This window comes from Qipengyuania marisflavi (assembly GCF_005884405.1).
Classification (GTDB): domain Bacteria; phylum Pseudomonadota; class Alphaproteobacteria; order Sphingomonadales; family Sphingomonadaceae; genus Qipengyuania; species Qipengyuania marisflavi.
Window position 1 is genome coordinate 62,456 of sequence record NZ_VCAO01000003.1, and the last position, 19,984, is coordinate 82,439.

General features: G+C 62.4%; 22 protein-coding genes and 1 tRNA gene. 10 read left to right on the top strand and 13 right to left on the bottom strand.

The window, feature by feature from the left end; all coding sequences use genetic code 11:
• Positions 1-34: 34 nt before the first annotated feature.
• On the bottom strand, positions 35-838 hold the full coding sequence (locus tag FEV51_RS07255) for an inositol monophosphatase family protein (RefSeq protein WP_138617433.1): 804 nt from the start codon (positions 836-838) through the stop codon (positions 35-37).
• 111 nt (positions 839-949) lie between these two features.
• Here FEV51_RS07255 and FEV51_RS07260 point away from each other — a divergent pair, with 111 nt between their 5' ends.
• Positions 950-1,942 carry a helix-turn-helix domain-containing protein gene (locus tag FEV51_RS07260; RefSeq protein WP_138617435.1) on the top strand — a complete coding sequence of 331 codons (993 nt, stop codon included), beginning with the start codon at positions 950-952 and terminating at the stop codon, positions 1,940-1,942.
• On the opposite strand, the gene FEV51_RS07265 is transcribed toward FEV51_RS07260, so the two are convergent.
• Both FEV51_RS07265 and FEV51_RS07270 read right to left on the bottom strand, forming a co-directional pair.
• On the bottom strand, positions 1,939-2,874 hold the full coding sequence (locus FEV51_RS07265) for a ribose-phosphate pyrophosphokinase (protein WP_138617437.1): 936 nt from the start codon (positions 2,872-2,874) through the stop codon (positions 1,939-1,941). The two genes, FEV51_RS07260 and FEV51_RS07265, sit on opposite strands and share 4 nt — an antisense overlap.
• A 164-nt stretch (positions 2,875-3,038) precedes the next feature.
• The gene (locus FEV51_RS07270) at positions 3,039-3,677 is read right to left on the bottom strand and encodes an SEL1-like repeat protein (RefSeq protein WP_138617439.1); all 639 of its coding nucleotides are present in this window, start codon (positions 3,675-3,677) and stop codon (positions 3,039-3,041) included.
• A 220-nt stretch (positions 3,678-3,897) separates the two neighbouring features.
• Here FEV51_RS07270 and FEV51_RS07275 point away from each other — a divergent pair, with 220 nt between their 5' ends.
• Positions 3,898-4,272, top strand: a complete 375-nt coding sequence (locus FEV51_RS07275) for a hypothetical protein (protein WP_222927444.1) — start codon at positions 3,898-3,900, stop codon at positions 4,270-4,272.
• Positions 4,273-4,328: 56 nt separating this feature from the next.
• Here the strand turns inward: FEV51_RS07275 and glpX are convergent, their stop codons facing one another.
• Entirely contained in the window at positions 4,329-5,303 is a 975-nt protein-coding gene (gene glpX / locus FEV51_RS07280) for a class II fructose-bisphosphatase (protein ID WP_138617443.1), read from the bottom strand.
• A gap of 94 nt (positions 5,304-5,397) precedes the next feature.
• Between glpX and FEV51_RS07285 the strand changes: the two genes are divergently transcribed.
• Positions 5,398-6,018 carry a hypothetical protein gene (locus FEV51_RS07285; RefSeq protein WP_138617445.1) on the top strand — a complete coding sequence of 207 codons (621 nt, stop codon included), beginning with the start codon at positions 5,398-5,400 and terminating at the stop codon, positions 6,016-6,018.
• On the opposite strand, the gene FEV51_RS07290 is transcribed toward FEV51_RS07285, so the two are convergent.
• The 3 genes from FEV51_RS07290 to FEV51_RS07300 are packed head-to-tail and all read right to left on the bottom strand — an operon-like array spanning position 5,972 to position 8,589.
• Positions 5,972-7,282: a homoserine dehydrogenase gene (locus FEV51_RS07290; RefSeq protein WP_138617447.1), complete on the bottom strand. Its 1,311-nt coding sequence runs from the start codon at positions 7,280-7,282 to the stop codon at positions 5,972-5,974. The two genes, FEV51_RS07285 and FEV51_RS07290, sit on opposite strands and share 47 nt — an antisense overlap.
• Positions 7,275-7,691, bottom strand: a complete 417-nt coding sequence (locus FEV51_RS07295) for an acyl-CoA thioesterase (protein ID WP_138617449.1) — start codon at positions 7,689-7,691, stop codon at positions 7,275-7,277. Before FEV51_RS07295 ends, FEV51_RS07290 begins: the two co-directional genes overlap by 8 nt.
• Positions 7,692-7,749: 58 nt before the next feature.
• Positions 7,750-8,589 carry a hypothetical protein gene (locus FEV51_RS07300; RefSeq protein ID WP_138617451.1) on the bottom strand — a complete coding sequence of 280 codons (840 nt, stop codon included), beginning with the start codon at positions 8,587-8,589 and terminating at the stop codon, positions 7,750-7,752.
• Between the two features lie 353 nt (positions 8,590-8,942).
• On the opposite strand from FEV51_RS07300, the gene FEV51_RS07305 reads away from it, so the two are divergent.
• The 6 genes from FEV51_RS07305 to FEV51_RS07330 all read left to right on the top strand — a co-directional run bounded on the left by FEV51_RS07305 (position 8,943) and on the right by FEV51_RS07330 (position 12,697).
• On the top strand, positions 8,943-9,623 hold the full coding sequence (locus tag FEV51_RS07305; RefSeq protein WP_138617453.1) for a TonB family protein: 681 nt from the start codon (positions 8,943-8,945) through the stop codon (positions 9,621-9,623).
• Positions 9,624-9,676: 53 nt separating this feature from the next.
• Positions 9,677-10,519 (top strand): MotA/TolQ/ExbB proton channel family protein, encoded by an 843-nt coding sequence (locus FEV51_RS07310; RefSeq protein WP_138617455.1) that lies wholly within the window; start codon positions 9,677-9,679, stop codon positions 10,517-10,519.
• A 78-nt stretch (positions 10,520-10,597) separates the two neighbouring features.
• Positions 10,598-11,128: an ExbD/TolR family protein gene (locus FEV51_RS07315; protein ID WP_171033067.1), complete on the top strand. Its 531-nt coding sequence runs from the start codon at positions 10,598-10,600 to the stop codon at positions 11,126-11,128.
• A 38-nt stretch (positions 11,129-11,166) separates the two neighbouring features.
• Positions 11,167-11,592, top strand: a complete 426-nt coding sequence (locus FEV51_RS07320) for an ExbD/TolR family protein (RefSeq protein ID WP_138617457.1) — start codon at positions 11,167-11,169, stop codon at positions 11,590-11,592.
• A 144-nt stretch (positions 11,593-11,736) separates the two neighbouring features.
• Positions 11,737-12,165, top strand: a complete 429-nt coding sequence (locus tag FEV51_RS07325) for an ExbD/TolR family protein (protein ID WP_138617458.1) — start codon at positions 11,737-11,739, stop codon at positions 12,163-12,165.
• Between the two features lie 85 nt (positions 12,166-12,250).
• Positions 12,251-12,697: an ExbD/TolR family protein gene (locus tag FEV51_RS07330; protein WP_138617460.1), complete on the top strand. Its 447-nt coding sequence runs from the start codon at positions 12,251-12,253 to the stop codon at positions 12,695-12,697.
• 7 nt (positions 12,698-12,704) lie between these two features.
• Here FEV51_RS07330 and FEV51_RS07335 read toward each other — a convergent pair whose 3' ends face one another.
• Genes FEV51_RS07335 through FEV51_RS13325 form a run of 5 tightly spaced genes read right to left on the bottom strand, consistent with a single transcriptional unit; the run spans position 12,705 to position 18,950 of the window.
• Positions 12,705-15,179: a ligase-associated DNA damage response DEXH box helicase gene (locus FEV51_RS07335; protein WP_138617462.1), complete on the bottom strand. Its 2,475-nt coding sequence runs from the start codon at positions 15,177-15,179 to the stop codon at positions 12,705-12,707.
• Positions 15,180-15,223: 44 nt separating this feature from the next.
• Complete coding sequence (locus tag FEV51_RS07340; protein WP_138617464.1) at positions 15,224-16,423, bottom strand: J domain-containing protein; 1,200 nt, start codon at positions 16,421-16,423, stop codon at positions 15,224-15,226.
• Positions 16,424-16,438: 15 nt separating this feature from the next.
• A complete protein-coding gene (gene pgmG, locus FEV51_RS07345; protein ID WP_138617466.1) occupies positions 16,439-17,842 on the bottom strand; it encodes a phosphoglucomutase/phosphomannomutase PgmG in 1,404 nt (467 codons plus the stop codon).
• On the bottom strand, positions 17,839-18,141 hold the full coding sequence (locus FEV51_RS07350; RefSeq protein ID WP_138617468.1) for a J domain-containing protein: 303 nt from the start codon (positions 18,139-18,141) through the stop codon (positions 17,839-17,841). Before FEV51_RS07350 ends, pgmG begins: the two co-directional genes overlap by 4 nt.
• Positions 18,138-18,950 (bottom strand): division plane positioning ATPase MipZ, encoded by an 813-nt coding sequence (locus FEV51_RS13325; protein WP_138617470.1) that lies wholly within the window; start codon positions 18,948-18,950, stop codon positions 18,138-18,140. The genes FEV51_RS07350 and FEV51_RS13325 overlap by 4 nt, the downstream gene beginning before the upstream one ends.
• A 101-nt stretch (positions 18,951-19,051) precedes the next feature.
• Between FEV51_RS13325 and panC the strand changes: the two genes are divergently transcribed.
• Complete coding sequence (gene panC, locus FEV51_RS07360; protein WP_138617472.1) at positions 19,052-19,936, top strand: pantoate--beta-alanine ligase; 885 nt, start codon at positions 19,052-19,054, stop codon at positions 19,934-19,936.
• On the opposite strand, the gene FEV51_RS07365 is transcribed toward panC, so the two are convergent.
• Positions 19,905-19,978: transfer RNA gene (locus FEV51_RS07365), tRNA-Gly, on the bottom strand. The two genes, panC and FEV51_RS07365, sit on opposite strands and share 32 nt — an antisense overlap.
• Positions 19,979-19,984: the final 6 nt, after the last annotated feature.

A 19,984-nucleotide genomic window follows, 5' to 3' on the forward strand; every position in this document is an offset into this window, starting at 1 on the left:
TTGCCGCTGATAGCAGATCGCAATTGCCGAAGCGCTAATGCGTGTGGTCCTGCATACCCATCGCTTCCAGCGCGTCCTCCAGCCGGGCCGGTTCGCCCAGCGCCAGCACCTCACCGCTGCTTTCGGCGTGGAGGGGTTCGCCCGCCCAGTCGCACATCAGCCCGCCTGCCCCCTCGACGACGGGCACCAGTGCCGCGAAGTCGTGGATTTTCAGGCCCGCCTCGCAGATCACATCTTGATGGCCCGAAGCGAGCAGACCGTAATTGTAGCAATCGCCGCCATAGACGATCATGCCCTGCTGCGCGCCGCCGCCAACCGCTTTGGCCAGCGCCATGTAATGATCGGCCTGATGCGCGGTGAAGTAATGCGGGCTGCTGGTGGCCAGCGTTGCCGCCTCCAGCGACCGGCAGCGCCGCGTCTGCACCGGCTTGCCGTTGAAAGTTGTGCCCTGACCGATGCGGCCAACCCAGCGCTCGGCCGTTATCGGCTGGTCGATAACGCCCAGCACCGGCCAGCCATCCTGCATCAGCGCGATCAGTGTGCCGAAGATCGGGCGGCCCGACATGAAACTGATCGTGCCGTCGATGGGATCGAGCACCCATTGCCGCGCGGCAGCTTCATTAAGCGTACCATATTCCTCGCCGATAATCCCGTCGCTGGCGGCCTCGCCTTCAAGCAGCGTGCGCATCGCGGCCTCGGCGGCGCGGTCGGCTTCGGTGACGGGGGAGGCGTCGGATTTGCGTTCATCGCTCCAATCGCCGCGAAACAGCGGTTTGATCACTGCGCCAGCGGCATCGGCAAGGCGGTTGGCAAGGGCGAGATCGCGGGAAGTGGCCATGCGCCGCCCGCTATCAGCCCTGACTGGAGCGGCCTAGCCTTTTGTGCTGCTTGTCGAATCGCTGCCAAACTGTACAAATGCGACAGTCCGAGGGCCGCAGCATTCGGGGGCATGGGATTGCACCAGCACAATGATACCGGCGCCAAGCCGGACAATCTGGTATCGCATACTGGTCAGACACGGGACGGCCATCCGCTGGCGTTCAACCACGCGCCTGCAGAAGACTTACGGCCCTGGTTCACATGGTTCAGCGCGACGGATGCCACATTGCCTGATGGTGCCGAATTGCAAGGCAGCATGCTCAATGATCTGCCCTGCCTGCGCATCATGTTCGGCGGCAAATCGCGCGCCGAAACCCGCGACGGCACAGTTCCTCTGGAACCCGGCATTGACGGCGGGGCATATTATTTCGGCCCGCACAGCCGCGCGATGCAGATTACGATGTCAGGCACGATCAAGGTCATTACGGTGCAGCTTGGCCCCGGCGCGGCGACGGCGATGGGCGGGCCTGCACAGCCGGATATGATCGACCGGATTGTCGAGCACAGCAAGCTGGTGGGGCATGGCGAATTGGCGAGGCGGTTTTGCCCGGACGACACGCCGGACAAATGGCTCGCCGCGCTCGAGCGCGAATTGCGCAAATTTCTCGGCAAATTCGGGGCCAGATCGCCTGATCCCATCACGCAGGCCTTTGAAATGGCCACGTTGCGCGATCCGACGATGACCCTGCTGGCCTTTGCCGAGGACCAGCGCGTTACCCCGCGCACCGTAGAACGGATCATCAAGCGCGATTACGGTCTGCCGCCCAAGCAGGTGCTGCGCCGCGCACGGGCGCTGGATCTGGCAGCCGCGCTGATGGGCGTGGCGATGGAAGATGAGGAGGCGGAGCTGCGGCTGCGCTATTTCGACCAGTCACACCAGATCCGCGAGCTCCGGCATTTCTTCGGCATGACCCCGCGCCAGTTCAAACAGGCACCCCATTCGCTGTTGCGGCTCAATCTTGAGGTCCGTCAGGCGCGCCGGATCGAAGCGCTTGATTTGCTGCCCCAGGGCGCGATCCAGCCGTGGCGCGACCCGTCGGCGGAGCCCAATGGCGCGGCTTAATCGAACAATGAGCTGACGCTGCTTTCATCGGCAATGCGGCGCACTGCTTCGCCAATCAGCGGAGCAATGGTGAGGATGCGGATCGATTTGGAATCGCTCGCCGCATCTGTCGCGCGGATGGTATCGGTGATCACCAGTTCCTTCAGCGCCGAACCGTCAACCCGCGCCACTGCGCCACCCGACAATACGCCGTGCGTGATATATGCCGCGACACTTTTCGCGCCCTGATCGAGCAGGGCCTGCGCCGCGTTGCACAGCGTGCCGCCCGAATCGATAATATCGTCGATCAGGATGCAGTGACGCCCAGCGACATCGCCGATGATGTTCATCACTTCGGATTCGCCCGGCCGGTCGCGGCGTTTGTCGACAATTGCCAGCGGCGCATTGTCGAGTCGCTTGGCCAGTGCGCGGGCGCGAACCACACCGCCGACATCGGGGCTGACGACCATCAGATCCTGATCTCCGTACCGCGCCTGGATATCGGCCGCCATCACCGGCGCGGCATAGAGATTGTCGGTCGGGATATCGAAGAAGCCCTGAATCTGTCCGGCGTGAAGATCCACTGCGAGCACGCGGTCGGCCCCCGCCTCGGTAATAAGATTGGCCACCAGCTTGGCCGAGATCGGCGTGCGCGGGCCGGGTTTACGGTCCTGCCGGGCATAGCCGAAATAGGGCACAACCGCGGTAATGCGCCGCGCCGAGGCACGCCTGAGCGCGTCGATGCAGATCAGCAATTCCATGAGGTTGTCGTTCGCCGGATAGCTGGTCGACTGGACCACGAAAACATCTTCGCCGCGCACATTCTCGTGAATTTCGACGAAAATTTCCTCGTCAGCGAAACGGCGGACCTGGGCATCGACAAGCGGCAGCTCGAGATAGCCGGCAACGGCTCTGGCAAGTGGCAAGTTCGAGTTGGCGGCCATGATTTTCATGCGGTGGCTGGTCCTGATGCAGCGGGAATCGGCAAAGCGCGGCTTAGCGCAGGGTCACGGGATTGCAACAGATGGGGCTTAGAAGGGCGGGGTAGAGGGTTGCTTGGGCAACGACCACTTACGACCCAATTGCGGACGTTGGCCAAGTGGCCAATTAGGTGGAATCAATGTCGTGCAGAAGCGAACTTCAACGCCCCGTTCACTGCCAGTCCTATGCCACGCGGGATTTCAAGCAATCCGAACTTTCCAGTCAGCATCATTCGCGAGAGCATCTGTTGCGCGCCTAGATGCCCTTCCCGTGCGGCATGTCGGAGCATGGGTCTGACTTCGCGCGCCACTTCGGGTGACTCGCTTCTATCGTAACGGGTTCGGGCGAGCCAGAAGTGCAAGGGATGGAAACCAGTATCCATACCGTCCTTAAGAACTGTTTCGGCTTCTTCGTGGCGTTGAATAGATGAAAGCAGCCGAGCGTAGCCGATCCGCGCCATCCAAGCTCCCCCGGATACGGCCCGGCGATAATAATCTTCAGCCTTGCTTAGATCGGCAATGACACCGGACCCGGACCAGTATCGCCAGCCAACCGCCTCCATGCACCATACCGAACCATTATTCGCAGCTGTGACATAGAACTGAAAAGCGGCTTCGGGGTCACAGTCGTCTAGCTTTGCTGCACGCTGAATGAGTTCCCAGCTCTGTTCCGACTCGTTGGCAAAGAGTTCGTTCTCGTTCGAGTGCTGCCTCTCCCAAGCGTCGCAACTCATCCAGAATGATTCCCAGAAGCGGTCGCAAAGCTTGCAGGTCAAGAGAACGCCTTTCCGTGTCCGAACGAAGTCTTGGACGACTGCACAAGCTATCCTAGCGAACGTCCGCTTTCAACCCTAGTTGCGGACAAACCATTTTCCTACACGCGCATGATCTGCCTTAAACTGGCAGATGCCCAAACCCCCCGCATACCGTGTCCGCAGCCGGCCACCGTTGTTCCATCCTGTCCCACTTCGGGCGCGCAGCGATGGGTGGAGCGCGGTGCGGCAGTGCGAATTTCTGGCGCAGCTTTATCTGACCGGCTCGGTCAGTGCCGCAGCGCGCGAGGCCGGGATGACGCGCGCGAGCGCTTATCGCCTGCGGGCGCGTGCCGGGGCGGAAGGTTTCGCAGCCGCATGGGACAGGGTGATGATGCCGCCGGGATCGGGCCGCTTCTCTGCTCCCCGACAGGATTATCGGAAGGTGACAGATGACACGCTGATCTGGCGGCTGGAAACCGGCTTGTTCCAACCGGTGATATACCGGGGCCGGATGACGGCAATCCGCCGGAAAGCCGACAATTCCGCACTTTTCCGCCTGTTTCGGCGCAGTGGCCTGGCGACCGGAAGCGGCGAATTGGCAGGCTCGCGGGGATGACCGGATATTTTCGAAAACCCCCCGGTATGTGGTCCATGCGCGATCCGGTTTGCGGATTATTTCGCGCTGTGTTCGCCCTTGATCCAGCGCACCGTGCCCGACGATGCACGCATCACCACACTCTCGGTCGTCATGCGTCCGTCACGGCGGTATTTGACGCCGTCGAGCAGCGAGCCGGAGGTCACGCCGGTGGCGGCAAAGATGCAGTCGCCTTTCACCAGATCGTCACGCGTATAAATGCGGTCGAGATCGTCGATGCCCCATTTGCGCGCGCGCGCTTTCTCATCATCATTGCGGAAGATGAGGCGGCCATTGAACTGCCCGCCGACACAGCGCAAAGCGGCCGCCGCCAGCACGCCTTCAGGGGCGCCGCCCTGGCCCATATACATGTCAATCGTGGTGTCTTCGTCAGTCACCGCGATTACGCCTGCGACATCGCCATCACCGATCAACACCACGCCGCAGCCCAGCCCGCGCAATTCCGCGATCAGATCGCCGTGCCGCGGCCGGTCGAGCACGCAGACAATGATGTCGGCAGGCGCAACGCCCTTGGCAGCGGCAACCGCCTGGACATTTTCGGTGGGTGTCTTGGCAAGGTCGATCACGCCATCGGGATAGCCCGGACCGACCGCCAGCTTGTCCATGTAGACATCGGGCGCATTGAGCAGTCCTCCCTCTTCCGCCGCCGCCAGCACGGCCAGCGCATTGGGGCCGGCCTTGGCGGTGATGGTGGTGCCTTCAAGCGGGTCGAGTGCAATGTCGATCCTGGGCCCCTTGCCCGGCGCGCCGCCGACCTTTTCGCCGATATACAGCATCGGTGCCTCGTCGCGTTCGCCTTCACCGATCACCACGGTGCCATCCATATACAGCTCGTCAAACGCCTCCCGCATAGCCTCGACCGCAGCGGCATCGGCGGCTTTTTCGTCACCGCGTCCGATCAGCTTGGAAGCGGCCACTGCGGCGGCTTCCGTCACGCGGACCAGCTCGAGCACAAGGATACGGTCGAGCGGGTTGTCGGCGGGCGAGTTCATATGCGGTTCAGTCCTTCACGGGTGATTGGCCCCGACGAATGCGAGGGGCGCGGTGCAATCGTATGCGCCGAGCCGATAGACAGGGAGACTCCTATTGTCGAGCCGCCGGTGGCCTGTGGTCGCGATTGCAATGCTGTTCTTCCCGCTTCACCCGGCGTCTGCGCAGGAGCTCTCTCAGGATGGCGCGCAGGGCGAACCTCCCGAACGCATCGACCTGCTCGCCAGCACCGCTCGGGAGGAGCAAGGCCCGGAGTACGAACGCTGCACCGAAGAACAGGAAGCCGCCGCAATCTCTGGCGAAATCGTGGTCTGCCGCCGCCGGACCGACAATACGGAATATGGCTATGACAAGGAGCGCGCTGCCAGGCGGTACGCGCAGGAAACCATGTACGAGGATTCGCCCCAGACCCCGGATGTAGCAGGCGCAGGCATCTTCCGCGGTCCTGCAACCATCAGCGGCATGTGCATCCCGGGCCTGCAAAAATGTCCGCCGCCGCCTGCATATATGATCGATTTCTCCACCCTGCCCGATGCGCCGCCCGGCTCCGACGCCGATCGCATTTCGCGCGGGCTGCCCCCGCTGGGGCGCGATGTGGCGACGCCGGGCGCGGTTCAGGTGGGCGCTGACCAACTGGGCCTGCCCCCCGCAAATTCCGAGGATGCGGCGGTCAGTCCTTCAGAATCGGCATCACCAGCGGCGGAGCCGTCAGGCTAGGCGAGCCGCTGAGCAAATCCACCGCCTTGGTTACGCAGCGCTCAGGCCCTTCGTGTGTGACCATCGCGACCAGCACATCGCCGCCATTGCTGGCACGCCCGCGCTGGATCAGGCTTTCGATGGAAACCCCCGCATCGCGCATGGCGGCGGTGATCTCCGCCAGAACTCCGGGCCGGTCGGTCACGGTAAAGCGGATGTAATCGCGGCCCAGCCGGTGTCCCGGATCCGCCTTGGGAAAGGCTTCCAGTTCCGCCACCGGGACAGAGAATGGCGCGGTCCGGTCACCACGCGCGATATCGATCAGATCGGCCACCACCGCACTGGCGGTAGGTCCATCGCCTGCGCCCGCACCCTGAAACAGCAACCGCCCGACGAAATCGCCCTCTGCGACCACGGCATTGGTTGCGCCGGTAACATGCGCCAGCGGATGGCCGCGCGGCACCAGGCATGGCCGCACGCGCTGGAGCAGATGCGGCGTTTCGCCTTCCCGCGTGGACAGGCTGGCGACCCCGACCAGCCGGATCACAAACCCCAGCGCATCGGCCTGAGCGATATCTGCGGCGCTGACCTCGCCAATACCAGTGGTCGCCACGGCAGCGAAATCTATGCGTGCGCCAAACCCGATGGCGGCGAGGATCGCCAGCTTGTGCGCCGCATCCACGCCTTCGATATCGAAGGCCGGGTCCGCCTCGGCAAAGCCCTGATCCTGAGCGCCGCGCAGCATATCGGCGAAATCGCCGCCAGTGCGCTCCATCTCGGACAGGATGTAATTGCAGGTGCCGTTGAGGATGCCGTAAATCCGCTCGATCGTATTGGCCGATGCGCCTTCGCGCAGGCCCTTCACCACCGGAATGCCGCCAGCCACTGCCGCTTCGAAACGCAGCGGCGCGCCGTGCAGCGCAGCCAGTTCGGCGAGCGCCAGCCCGTGATGGGCGATCATCGCCTTGTTGGCAGTGACCAGCCCCTTGCCCGCATCCAAGGCGGCGCGCGCCAGCGTCAGCGCCGGACCGTCAGAGCCGCCGACCAGCTCGACCACCACATCGACATCGGTGCGGCCCGCCATCGCCTGCATATCATCGACCCAGGCATAGGGGGTCAGGTCGACTCCGCGATCCTTGCCCCGCTCGCGCGCGCTGACGGCAGTGATCTCGATAGGCCGTCCCGCCCGGCGCGCGACCAGCGCGCTGTTGGCTTCGAGCAGGCGCACCACTCCGGCACCCACAGTGCCCAGCCCGGCCAGGGCAATCCGCAGCGGTTCAGCCATGTGCAGTCTCCGTCACGGGGAAGCCGAACGCGCGGCGCACACTGTCTGGTACGCGCATGGGCTGGCCAATTGGCAATTCAACATGGACCGCGATGATAGTGATTTCGGCGCGCAGCTCGCCTTCATCGGCCCCGTGCAGCGCAACGCGCTGTTCGATGCTGCTGGTGCCGATTCGCTCGACCGACAAGCGCCCTTCGATCAGTTCGTCACCGCGAATCGGACGCAGATAATCCACTTCGGCACGGCGCACGTGAAACTCGATATCGGCCAGCATACCGTGCGCGCGGCGATCACGATAAAACTCGGTCACCAGAATATCGGCATATTCCAGATAGCGCGAATTGAAGACGACGCTTTGCGGGTCGACCTCGGCATAGCGCACGCGAAAAGTGTGGCAGAACGGCTCCATGCCCAGCCGCCTAGCGCAGGCGGGCGGGCGGAGGGAAACAGTTTGTCTTGGCGGCTGACTAGCCCCGGTTGCGCGTGCAGGGGCCAAGCTGTTCGAGCATGAAGGCGTAATCCCGCGCAGTGATTGCCCGCACGCGCGAATCGCGGGCGAGGCTGGCGTCACTGGGCAGCCGTTCGGGCAAGGCGCAGGCGAGGCGGTACCATGCCAGCGTACCGGGCTGCGGCGCGCGGGCGGACTGATCGACAATCTCGGTCCATGAAACGCCCCAGCGCGGTGCCTGATTCGGTCGCCGCACGATGGTCACCGAAACCGGACCGTCGCCGCGCGTGTCCAGGAACAGCTGGGTTTCCGATTCGCCCACCAGCGTGCCCTCGACCGTCAACGCATCGCGAATACCCGTCACCACCGGCGGCGCATCCTGCGCCAACAAGGCCGACAGGACCGGACGAAGCCGAGCCTCGAAGCCGGGGTCATAAAGGAACTGTGCAGTGGGATCGACCAGCTGCAACTGACCGGGGCGACCGGGCACCGGGCGGGCAAACAGCATTACTTCCTGTTTCTTGAGCTTGGGCACTTTGCCCTTCGCGTCCAGCGGCACATCAACCAGATAGCGCAGTGATTCGCCCATCGGCACCGTTCCGGTAATCAGGGCGCTGGTGCGCGCTTCGATATACAACCGGGCGAAACCGGGTGCGAGACCGGGTGACCGTTCCGGTTCGACCAGCGCCTGATCCTTGATCTGCGCGCGCAGCACCAGCGGCGTGCCATCGGCCAAATCCACCATATCGGCAAAACTCATCTGCGCCGCGCGGCTTTCGACCGGCTGCGCCATGGCGGGAGCGCCCGCAGCAAAGGCGACTGCAACCAAGGGGGCCAGCAAAGTGAAGATCGATTTCATAGCAAATGCCTGTGGTTTTGAGGGTGGCCCACTGTCGGTACGGCGAGCCAGTTACCCGATGCTCTGCACTGCTCCTGCTGACAAGGCACTGAATTGGCGGTTAACCGATAAAGCGTTTGCGATGGCTGGTTATCGTAGCTAAAGCGGCTGACCTTGATCAGGCAGGTGATACAATATTGCCTGAAAAAGCCATTGGGCGTACCTTTTGGGAACCCGATGCGTCTTGCACCGTCGTCCCAACAGGGTCACGATGGGAATGGAAATTTATGGTGCCGCCGATGCCTTGGTGCGGAGGACGGTTGCCCAACTGGTCCGGGACAACCCGGATCGACTTGATGGAGTGATGCGACCGAATGGCTTATGCTGACCAACAGATGAGCGGCAATCGCATTGTCGCGATCATTATTGTTGCCCTCATCCATATTGCTCTCGGTTATGCGCTGATCACTGGCCTTGCCTATGAAGCGGCAAGCAAGCTTGTCGAGCGCGTAACCACGATTGATGTGGAAGAGCCGCCGCCACCCGAAGAGCCGGACGAACCGCCGCCGCCGCCTGAGCCAGATGCTGCGCCGCCGCCGCCCGTTGCGCCGCCGCCGCCGATCCGCATCGCGCCTGCGCCGCCGCCAATCCGCACGCAGGTTACGATCCCGCCGCCCGCGCCGATCCAGCGGATCGTTCCGCCAAAGCCCGCGCCGCCTGCGCCTGCGCCCGCGCCGCCGGCACCGCCAGCGCCGTCGAAGGCTCGGGCCGCCTCGCCAAAGGGCCAGGAAGGCTGGGCGGCGCGGATTCGAGACAACTATCCGCGCCGCGCAGAACGTGACGGAACGGAAGGTTCGGTTGGCGTGTCGATTACAATTGGTCCTGATGGCCGGGTGTCCAACTGCTCGGTGTCATCGTCCAGCGGTTCCAGTGAACTGGACTCGGCTGCCTGTCAGGGCATGACGCGCTACGCTCGTTACAACCCTGCACTTAATGCTGCTGGTGATCCGATCCCCGGCAGTGCCAGCACGACGATCGTCTACAAGCTTAATTAATCTGATAGGCGCCCCGCGGGGCCGATAACAATTACCTTAAGAGGACACTCGCTATGATTATCGAAATTCTTGCAGCAGCTGGGGATGCGCCTCAGAACCAGTTCGGCTTTATCGAAGCCATGGAACAGGGCGGCGTAATCGCCTGGTCGATCCTCACTGTGCTGGTGATCATGTCGGTCGGCTCGTTCTATATCCTGTTCACCAAGTTGATCGAACAGCAGAAAATCCTCAACCAGTACAAGGGTGTCCGCACCAATTTCTGGCGCGCCCCCACCATCAAGGAAGGCGCGGCCAAGCTCGACAAGAACAGCGCGTGGCGCCAGCTCGTCGATGATGCCAATCACGCCGAAGACCAGCACGCCAAAATGCCGGACAAGCTGGAAGCCCATGACTGGTTGCACGGTTCGCTGTCGCGTTCGGAAGATGCCATCAACTCCAAGCTTGCGGGCGGCCTGCCGTTCCTCGCGACGGTGGGTGCAACCGCTCCCTTCGTCGGCCTGCTCGGTACGGTTATCGGTATCTACCGCGCCCTGATCAACATCGGCCTCGCCGGTTCGGCTTCGATCGACAAGGTCGCTGGTCCGGTTGGTGAAGCTCTGATCATGACCGCCATCGGTCTGCTCGTCGCGGTTCCTGCCGTGCTTGCCTACAATTGGCTGCAAAGCCGTAACAAGCGAATCTCGGAACTGCTCTCGAGCTTCTCGACCGATCTGCTGGCCAACATCAACTCCAAGGGTGCTGTTAAGCCGGCCACGATGACGGCGACTTCGACCCAGCAAGCTGGCAAGGCTGCGCGCACCGCGCCCGCTACTGCCACCAAGCCGATGGGCACTGGCACCACAACCACGACGACCACGCCGCCGGTAGGCACTACGACCACCACTCCGAAGCGCTAATTACATGGGCGGGGCAAAATCTCTTGCCCCGCCCTGTTTCGCTTCAAAAGAATGATGAACGGGAATAGGATTTAAGCCATGGCGATATCCTCGGGTGGCGGCGGCGATACGCCGATGTCGGACATCAACACCACTCCCCTTGTGGACGTGATGCTGGTGCTCCTTATTATCTTCCTGATTGCGGTTCCGGTCGCGATCCAGACGATCGAGAAGCTCAAGATTCCGGTCTTTGAGTCTGTCGAATCGAAGGACAAGGTCGAAAACCTGCTGCTGACGATCAGCACCACCGATGCCGCTGGCCGCAGTGCCGGTGAACCGGGTTTTGAAGGTGCGAACCGCAACGGTCAGTGCCGCGTGTACTTCAACAACACCACGCCGGTGTCGTCCGAAGAACTCTATGATCAGGCGTTCAGCCGTCTCGATGCCATTGTGCAGCGCGCCGGCGGCCCCGAAGCGATCATGGAAGATCCGGAGAAAATCCCTCAGGTTCACATCCGCGGCGACGTCAACGCCCCGTGGTCCTGTGTCGCCGGTGCGATCTACAACGTCCAGGCGGCCGGCTATCCGACCGTGGGCTTCATCTCGAACAAGGTCGATCCGGACGCCTGATCGGCGGCCCGACCCAGCAATTTCAGGAGTAACCCACAATGGCAATGTCAGGCGGCAAGGACGATGGCGCGCCGATGATGGAAATGAACATGACGCCGTTGATCGACGTCCTGCTCGTTCTGCTCATCATGTTCATCATTACCATTCCCGTGGCGACGCATTCGGTTGATATCGATTTGCCCGCCCCGTCACCGGCTCCGCCAAACATGGTAGAGCCTGACAAGAACAAATTGGTGCTGACCGGCACCGACGAGATCCTGTGGAACGGCAATCCGATTAATCAGGGCCAGTTGCGCACGCTGCTGGACGAGTCGCGCTCGATCAATCCAGAGCCCGAGCTTCAGTTCGAACCCGAGCCGCTCGCCAGTTACGAGATCGCAGCCAATGTGCTGCAGGTCATCAAGGCCTCGGGCGTGACCAAGTTCGGTTTCGTCGGCAATGAACGGTATCGTACCTTCAACTAACCGGCCTTAACCGGAACCAAGATCATAAGGGGCGGAGCGATCCGCCCCTTTTTCTACGCGCGCTTCCGATACCTACGCTCCTACTGACTAGCCCTTGCAATACCGCACTATCTCTGCAATGTTATGACATAACATAGTGGGAGAATGAGCATGGCATTCAGCGGCAAGCCAATGGGCGAGATGAACACCACCCCCTTGATCGACGTGCTGTTGGTGCTGCTGATCATGTTCATCATTACCATCCCGGCAGCGACCAATTCGGTCGATATCGATATGCCCGGCGATTGTGGCGGTTGCCCGATCCCTTCGCTTGAGCCCAACCTCAACAAATTGACCCTGACCGCCGGAGACCGGCTCGCCTGGAACGGCACACAGATCGAGGCACAGCAGCTCCCTACACTGCTTCGGGCCACGACGAAGCTGGCGGTTGAGCCCGAATTGCAGTTCGAGCCCGAACCGCTCGCCAGCTATGATGCCGCCTCTCACACGCTCGCTACGATCAAATCCAGCGGCGTGTCACGGTTCGGCTTCATCGGTAACGAACGCTACCGGACCTTTGGTGGCGAGGAATAGGAGCGCGCGGCACGGACGCCGCAAGCCTTATGATCACGGCAGTCCAATATGGCGGCCCTCGCTGGTTCCGCTGGCATCGGTCTGGTTGATCGCCGCCACGCTGTCAGCGGCAACATACGGTGTCCAGATGCAAGAGGTGACAATCGATCTGCCGCATCCAAGCCCCTCTGACGCTGCAATCTCACCGCTCCCGATCGATGAGCTTGCGGTGGATTCAGACGGGGTCGCGTGGTGGAATAATATTGCCGTCGGGGATGCTGAACTGCGCCGGATTCTTGAACGGCGTGGACAGGACAACTTATTACGGGGCCTGACATTTCGGCCTGCTGGTAATGCCCAATATGGCCGCAGCCTGCGCGTGCTCGGATTGGTCAAAGAGACCGCCAATGCGGAAGCAGGGTTCTGTCTCGGCGATCTGGATTTGTATCGCCGCCTCGGCGATCGACCTGCAGCTGATCCGCACCAGGAAACTGGGCAAACGCCGCACTGTGATCCATCGCGCGATGGACGGCTTTTCGCTGGGCCGTGGTAGCGCGCACCTAATCGTCCTCAGCCGGCTCGGGCATATCCACCCGCATCGCTGCGCCCGCCAGACTCTCTGCCTCCAGCAACAGCTCGTCATCAGCAGCCCCCTGCGGCGTCGCCTCGCGGCCAACCATCACCAGCACAGGCACGGCCAGCGGACTGACCCGGTCCAGCTCGACATGCACCAATTGGTCAGCAGATCGATCAAGCAGATCGCCCAATCGCCCGACATCGGTCAGCCGCGTCCGCGCATCGGCCCATGCCGCCTCCAGCAGTAGATGGTCAGGCTCGTATTTGCGCAGCACATCGTAAATCAAATCGGTCGAGAAGGTGACCTGCTTGCCCGTCTTGCGCTTGCCTGGATGCTGCCGCTCGACCAGCCCGCCAATCACCGCCACCTCGCGAAAGGCGCGGCGCAAAAGATGCGAGTTTTGCACCCACTCGACGAATTCCTCCTTGAGGATATCGGGTGACAGCAGCGGCGCGTGATCGGTGACCGGCTTAAGGCCCCACACTGCCAGCGAATAATCATTGGCGACAAAACCCAGCGGCTGAAGCCCGCGATCCTCCATCCGGCGAGTAATCAACATCCCCAGCGACTGGTTCGCGTTCCACCCCTCGAAGGTATAATACACGCTGTAATGCCGTCCCGCATGCGGGAAGCTTTCCACCAGCAGCTGGCCCGGACCGGGCATCTGGCTGCGCCAGTCCTGCACCTCCAGCCATTCACGCACATCATCGGGAAAGCGTGCCCAGCTGGCCCGGTCGACGAGCATGGCACGCACCCTCTCGGCGAGATGCGTGGTCAGCGGCATCCGCGCGCCGCCATAGCTGGGGATCATGGCAGAGGATTTGGATGCCTTGACCAACACCTCCATATCCTGAAGCTTGACCACTTCCAGGCTCATGCCCGCAAAGGCGAAAGTGTCGCCGGGCCGCAAGGTGGCAGCGAACCGCTCCTCCACCCTGCCCAGCGACCGCCCGCCTCGTCCTCGCCCCGAATTGATGCGCACTTCCAGCATTTCGGAATCGATAATGATCCCGGCATTGAGCCGGTGCCGCGCCGCCTGATCGGGATGGGCGAGCCGCCACACACCCGCTGTGTCACGCACGATCCGGCGAAACTTGTCATAGGCCTTGAGCGCGTACCCGCCGGTTTCGGCAAAGGTCAGCACCCGCGCCCAGATCTCCGCGTCGATCCATGCATAGGCGAGACTGGAGCGCACTTCGGCCAGCAGTTCGTCTTCCTGAAACGGCGCGGCGCAGGCACACGCCATGACGTGCTGTGCCAGCACATCGAGCCCGCCGGGGCGGAAATCCTCGCCATCGCGCTGCCCCTCGTCGACCGCGTCCTTGGCGGCGGTCGCTTCGAGGAATTCGAAGCGGTTGCCGGGCACCAGCAGCGCTTTGGAACGCTGGTCCAGCCGGTGATTGGCGCGGCCAATCCGCTGGAGTAGGCGGCTCGACCCCTTGGGCGCGCCCATCTGCACGACCAGATCGATATCGCCCCAGTCAACACCCAGATCCAGGCTGGCGGTAGCCACCAAAGCGCGCAATTCGCCCCGTGCCATCGCGCCCTCGACCTTGCGGCGTGCCTCCTTGCTAAGCGATCCATGGTGGATGCCAATGGGCAGCTTGTCCTCGTTCACATCCCACAGATACTGGAAGATATATTCGGCCAGAAACCGTGTATTGGTAAACACCAGCGCAGTCCTTGCGGCTCGAATTTGCTCGTACAGCTGCGGGATCGCCCAGGTTGCCGCATGGCCGCCCCATGGCACGCGCTGTTCCACTGGCAGCAGGATCTCCACATCGGCCGGCGCGCCCTCCTCACCAATCACCAGTTCAACGCTGTCCAGATCGCCCCACGGCGCCAACCACTCACGAAACGCCTCGGGGCTGGCGACTGTGGCCGACAGCGCCGCACGCTGCATCTGCGGGGCAATGGCCTGCAGCCGGGACAATGCCAGCGCCAGCAGATCGCCGCGTTTACCGGTGGCGAAGGCATGAACCTCGTCGATCACCACGCGTTTGAGCGTTGCGAACAGCGCGAAACTGTCGGGATAGGACAGCAGCAGCGAGAGGCTTTCCGGCGTGGTCAGCAGGATATGGGGTGGTTTGATCCGCTGGCGTTTCTTGCGGTCGGAAGGGGTATCGCCGCTGCGTGTTTCGATGCGGATCGGCAGCCCCATTTCCTCCACCGGAGTCACCAGATTGCGCTGCACATCATGCGCCAACGCCTTCAAGGGCGAGACATAGAGCGTGTGCAAGCCTTCAGGCGGAGGCTCCCCGCAAAGGCGCGATGGCGTGAAATCGGCTAGCGTGGGCAGAAACCCGGCCAGCGTCTTGCCAGCCCCGGTATCGGCTACCAGCATCGCATGATGCCCGGCATCGGCAGCGGCAAGCATTTCACCCTGATGCCGCCGCACACGCCATTCCCGCCCGGCGAACCAGTCCGTGATTTCTGGGGGAATTTGCGCCGTGGTCACGGTTCCAGAACGCCCCGCACCCGCTGCGTTTCCATGCGATGCAATCAAAGTCTGTCGAGCACCTCAAGCGGCGCATCCGCAGGCCTTTCGAGCAGCGCTTCGAGCAGGGCGATTGTGGCTTCGCAGCGCTGGGGATGGGCGAAATCTTCGAGCGATTTTGTGATGGTCGATTCGGGCAGCCCTGAAGATTCCGAGGCGCGCTGGAGCGCCCAGCTTGGAATTACGGATTCTCGCCCCATACCCTCCCTTGGCGTGAGTAGACGCGAGCCGAGCATGTGCCGGGCCAGCCGTTGTTCTTGCTCAAGTTCGGCGCCACGTATGTGCGGAACCCCATCGAAAAATGCATGTGAGGTCACTTCCCGGCAAGCGCCCCCTTCTTCTGTTGCAGCGGCTTTGAGCCATATCAGATACACTTCGCTAATAGCGATTACATCGGCGCGACTGGCCGAGGTGCGTGCTTCAACTATAGTCGTTCGCAGGATGGCGCGCGTGGCATCATTATCCGCAGTGGCAGATCCCGTGATCCACCCGGCCAATGCGTATGCGAGATAGGGATCGGTCTTGACGATGTAATCCCAGTCAATGCCTTCACCGAAAAGCTCCAGAGCCAGTACGTCACCGCTTTCACCCACATCTGTGTCGAACACGAGTGGGGAGGAGCTGTATGAAATTTCGGGATCCGCGGAATCATCTTCGAAAATGCCCGAGACACATTGATACAAGAATGCGGTCACCAAGAGCGCCAGCCAAACTTTTGTGACAGCACCCTTCGTCTTGCCGAAGTCGAACTCTAGCGGCGCAGAAATATAATCTCGCCTGTAAGGCCGCTCAGCCGACTGAGACGGAAGCGGCTGATCATAGTATGGATCAACATAGGTATTCGGCACTGCCGTAGGCTCGGTACCCTCCCGTGAGCGGCGCAGGGTGACCGGAGGGTTGCGTGGCTGGGTGGGTGTGGGTGCCACTGACGATGCCGGCGGCGGCGGCGTTGACTCAGAAATGAGCGCTGGTGCTTCCGGCGGCTTCTGCACCGCATAAGCCTCAACCGGCCCGCCTCGCGCAGTTTCGCGCCGCATTTCGGCAGCTTGAAACAGCGCCTTCTCGCGCGCTTCTGTCAACTTGGCGAAGCGCGATATCGACGTCGACAGATCAAGCTTTTCAAGCTGCTTGCGATAGGCGGCGTGGATCGCTTCCTTGTCGGACGTGGGCTTGATGCCCAGCAACGACCACGGGGGCTTGCTCATGGACAGCAGCGCAGCCTAATGGCCCACGCTCTCCCCGCGCTCCAGCCCGGACAGCTGCAATTGCTCGTCGATCTGCGCGACCAGCCGCTCCAGCCCTGCCTCGCTATCACTTTCCGCGCGGGCGACCAGCACGTCCTGCGTATTGGAAGCGCGCAGCAACCACCAGCCATCATCATTGGTGACGCGCACGCCATCGGTGGAATTGACGTCCGCCGGACTGTCCGCAAGCCGCGCCTGCACTTCATCGATGGCAGCGAACTTGCGGCTTTCATCCACTTGGAAGCGCATTTCGGGCGTGTTGACCATCGCCGGGATCGCGCCGCGCAATTGCGTGACCGAGCGGCCCAGCCGCGCCGATGCTGTCATCAGGCGAATCCCGGCATACAGCGCGTCATCATATCCATAATAAGTGTCGGCGAAAAACACGTGTCCGCTCATTTCACCGGCCAGCGGGCTGCCAGTTTCCTTCATTTTGGACTTAATCAGCGAATGGCCGGTCTTCCACATCAGCGGCTCCCCGCCGCATTTCGCAATGTGATCGTAAAGCGCGCGGCTGGCCTTTACATCGGCGATAATGGTGGCCCCCGGGCGATCCCTTAAGAGGTCTTCCGCATAGATCATCAGCAGCTGATCGCCCCATATGACCCGGCCTTCGCCGTCCACTGCGCCGATCCGGTCGCCGTCTCCGTCGAAAGCGATACCGAAATCGAGCGACTTCTCGGCGACGAGCGCCTTCAGGTCTGCAAGATTCGCCTCGACAGTGGGATCGGGATGATGATTGGGAAAATTGCCGTCAACTTCAGTGTAGAGCAGGTGATGCTCGCCCGGCAGCGCCGCCGCCAGCTTCTCCAGCGCGGGTCCGGCTGCGCCATTACCCGCATCCCAGCCGATCCGCATCGACCCCAGCTTGTTTGCATCAACGCCATCCAGAGCGGTGAGCATCCGGGCTATATAGGCATCCATCAGCTCGCGCTGCTCGACTTCACCGGTACCGTCGGTCCATTCGCCGGCGGCGGCACGGCGGCCCAGCTCCTGAATGTCCGCACCGAAGAACGGACGCCCCTGAAAGACCATTTTGAAGCCGTTGTAATTGGCGGGATTGTGGCTGCCGGTTATCTGAATGCCGCCATCTACGTCCTCGGCTGAAGCCTCGGCATAATACAGCATCGGGGTCGCGCTCATGCCGATCCGCACCACATCGCAGCCGCTGGCGGTAAGGCCTTCGACCAGCGCGTGTTCCAATATTGGCGAGCTGACGCGGCCATCATAACCGATGGCGACTTTCTTGCCGCCCGCCTCGCTCAACATCGCGCCAAAGGTGCGGCCAATCGCCCGCGCATCGTCGGGGCCAAGCGTCTCGCCGATAATCCCGCGAATGTCATATTCGCGCAGGACGGTGGGATCGAAATTATGGCTCATTGCGGGGTCTCCGGTATTTCATAGGGCAATTCGTGCAGTAACAGGTCGCGTGCGGCATTGGCTTCCTGGATCTGGGCTTTGCTGCCGCCCTTGTCGGGATGCACCAGCACCGCGATCCGCCGGTGCGCATCGCGAATTTCGCGGTGATCGGCACCGGGGGCAACGCCCAGCAGTTTACGCGCCTTGGACAGCGCCTGCTCGCGCGTGGGCGTTGATTGCAGATAGTCCCAGGGCCATTTCCCGAAGATCCACCGGCAGGCGATGGAGACCAGCACCACAATGGCGATGATCCGGATCATGCAGCCTGTCCTGCGGGTGTTTCAAAGCCGCTCCCGGGCAGACGCAGGCCCGCGACCAGACCGCGCAATTCCTGCCGCGCGACAAGGTGGCTGGTCCCCAGATCGCCCAGCTGCCCCTTGTCCAGCAAGGTCAGGCCGGAGGGGAACAGCTCGCGGTAAATCACGCGTTCGGACAGCCCCTTGGCAACCCGGAAACCCACCCGTTTGGACATTTCGGTCAGCGCCTTTTCAATGCGTCCCATATTGCGCGCTTCGGTGTAGCCGGTGCGGTTGCGCACGACCACCCAATCCATCGGCCGTCGCTGTTCCTCCAGCTGCGCCCGGCCCCGGCGGATGCGCGCTTCCCAGATCAGTTCGGCATAGAATGACAGTTTCTTGACCTTGAACGTCTCACCCTCGACCTGCCCGATCAGGTCGAAATCGACAAAGCTGTCGTTCATCGGCGTGACCAGCGTATCGGCCTGCGTCGCGGCGTGGCGGGCCAATGGATCGTCGCGGCCCGGCGTATCGACCAGAATAAAATCGGCACCGGCGGCTTCGCGCCGAACCAGCGCATCGAAAGCCGCCTCGTCCAGCCCTTCGACCACATGGCACGCGGCGGTCGGCAAAGTGATGCCCCGACGCTGTGCCGTTTCGGCGCGATTTTCCAGATAGCGATGCATTGTGCGCTGGCGGTGATCGAGATCGAAGGCGACCACGCGCAGCCCGGCGTAGGCCAGCGCCACCGCTACATGCACCGCAGTGGTGGATTTCCCCGTTCCGCCCTTTTCATTGGCGAAGGTGATCCAGTGCGGCGCGGCTTCGGGCAAGGCTGTTCCTGTGGTGAAAGGCTGGTCGAGAAATGTTGTCGCACCCCGGCACAAACCGCTAGGGCACTGTCGAAACCGCTCTTATCCAAGGGGCCGCGCCTGTGCAAACCATCACCGAACTCGAAGCGTTGAGAAGCACGCTGGCAAAGCTGCGTGCGAGAAGAGGCAGCATCGCTCTGGTGCCGACAATGGGCGCGCTGCATGAAGGGCATCTGACGCTGGTCCGGCGCGCGCGCGAAGTGGCCGATCATGTCGCGGTGTCGATCTTCGTCAATCCGCGGCAATTCGGCGCGAATGAGGATCTGGGCGCTTACCCCCGCCAGATGGCGCGCGATTCCGCGCTGCTGGAGGCCGAGGGCGCCGAGCTGCTGTGGGCGCCGCCGCCTGAGGTCGTCTATCCCCCTGGCTATGCCACCAATATCTCGGTCGCGGGTGTCAGCGAAGGTCTGTGCGGCGGTGACCGTCCGGGCCATTTCGACGGAGTGGCGACCGTAGTGTGCAAACTGTTCAACCAGGTGATGCCCGACATGGCGTTTTTTGGCGAGAAGGACTGGCAGCAATTGGCCGTGATCCGCCGTATGGCGCGCGATCTCGACCTGACGCGGCCTGACGCGGCGGCGATCCACGGTGTCGCTATAGTGCGCGAGGATGACGGGCTCGCGATGAGCAGCCGCAACGCCTATCTCTCCGCCCAGCAACGCGCCGCCGCAGCGGCCCTGCCCCGCGCCATGAAAGACGCGCTGGCGGCTATCGCAGCGGGCGCTCCGGCATCCGAAACCCTCGGCAATCTGCACGATACGCTGATGACGGGCGGCTTCGATTTGCTCGATTATGCCGAACTGCGCGATGCCGACAACCTGGCCCCACTGGCACACGACAATGGCAATGCACGCCTGTTCGTGGCCGCCCGGATCGGCGGGACGCGGCTGATCGACAATATGGCGGTCGAAGGGCTGGAGCGGGTAAGGGGAATCGAACCCCTCTAGCCAGCTTGGAAGGCTGGAGCATTACCACTATGCTATACCCGCCCAGTA

What these genes read in the sequence shown, in the direction of transcription:
- FEV51_RS07255 (WP_138617433.1), bottom strand. Translation starts at nt 838, where the DNA reads ATGGCCACTTCCCGCGATCTCGCCCTTGCCAACCGCCTTGCCGATGCC.
- FEV51_RS07260 (WP_138617435.1), top strand. Translation starts at nt 950, where the DNA reads ATGGGATTGCACCAGCACAATGATACCGGCGCCAAGCCGGACAATCTG.
- FEV51_RS07265 (WP_138617437.1), bottom strand. Translation starts at nt 2,874, where the DNA reads ATGAAAATCATGGCCGCCAACTCGAACTTGCCACTTGCCAGAGCCGTT.
- glpX (WP_138617443.1), bottom strand. Translation starts at nt 5,303, where the DNA reads ATGAACTCGCCCGCCGACAACCCGCTCGACCGTATCCTTGTGCTCGAG.
- FEV51_RS07290 (WP_138617447.1), bottom strand. Translation starts at nt 7,282, where the DNA reads ATGGCTGAACCGCTGCGGATTGCCCTGGCCGGGCTGGGCACTGTGGGT.
- FEV51_RS07295 (WP_138617449.1), bottom strand. Translation starts at nt 7,691, where the DNA reads ATGGAGCCGTTCTGCCACACTTTTCGCGTGCGCTATGCCGAGGTCGAC.
- FEV51_RS07300 (WP_138617451.1), bottom strand. Translation starts at nt 8,589, where the DNA reads ATGAAATCGATCTTCACTTTGCTGGCCCCCTTGGTTGCAGTCGCCTTT.
- FEV51_RS07305 (WP_138617453.1), top strand. Translation starts at nt 8,943, where the DNA reads ATGGCTTATGCTGACCAACAGATGAGCGGCAATCGCATTGTCGCGATC.
- FEV51_RS07310 (WP_138617455.1), top strand. Translation starts at nt 9,677, where the DNA reads ATGATTATCGAAATTCTTGCAGCAGCTGGGGATGCGCCTCAGAACCAG.
- FEV51_RS07315 (WP_171033067.1), top strand. Translation starts at nt 10,598, where the DNA reads ATGGCGATATCCTCGGGTGGCGGCGGCGATACGCCGATGTCGGACATC.
- FEV51_RS07320 (WP_138617457.1), top strand. Translation starts at nt 11,167, where the DNA reads ATGGCAATGTCAGGCGGCAAGGACGATGGCGCGCCGATGATGGAAATG.
- FEV51_RS07325 (WP_138617458.1), top strand. Translation starts at nt 11,737, where the DNA reads ATGAGCATGGCATTCAGCGGCAAGCCAATGGGCGAGATGAACACCACC.
- FEV51_RS07340 (WP_138617464.1), bottom strand. Translation starts at nt 16,423, where the DNA reads ATGAGCAAGCCCCCGTGGTCGTTGCTGGGCATCAAGCCCACGTCCGAC.
- pgmG (WP_138617466.1), bottom strand. Translation starts at nt 17,842, where the DNA reads ATGAGCCATAATTTCGATCCCACCGTCCTGCGCGAATATGACATTCGC.
- FEV51_RS07350 (WP_138617468.1), bottom strand. Translation starts at nt 18,141, where the DNA reads ATGATCCGGATCATCGCCATTGTGGTGCTGGTCTCCATCGCCTGCCGG.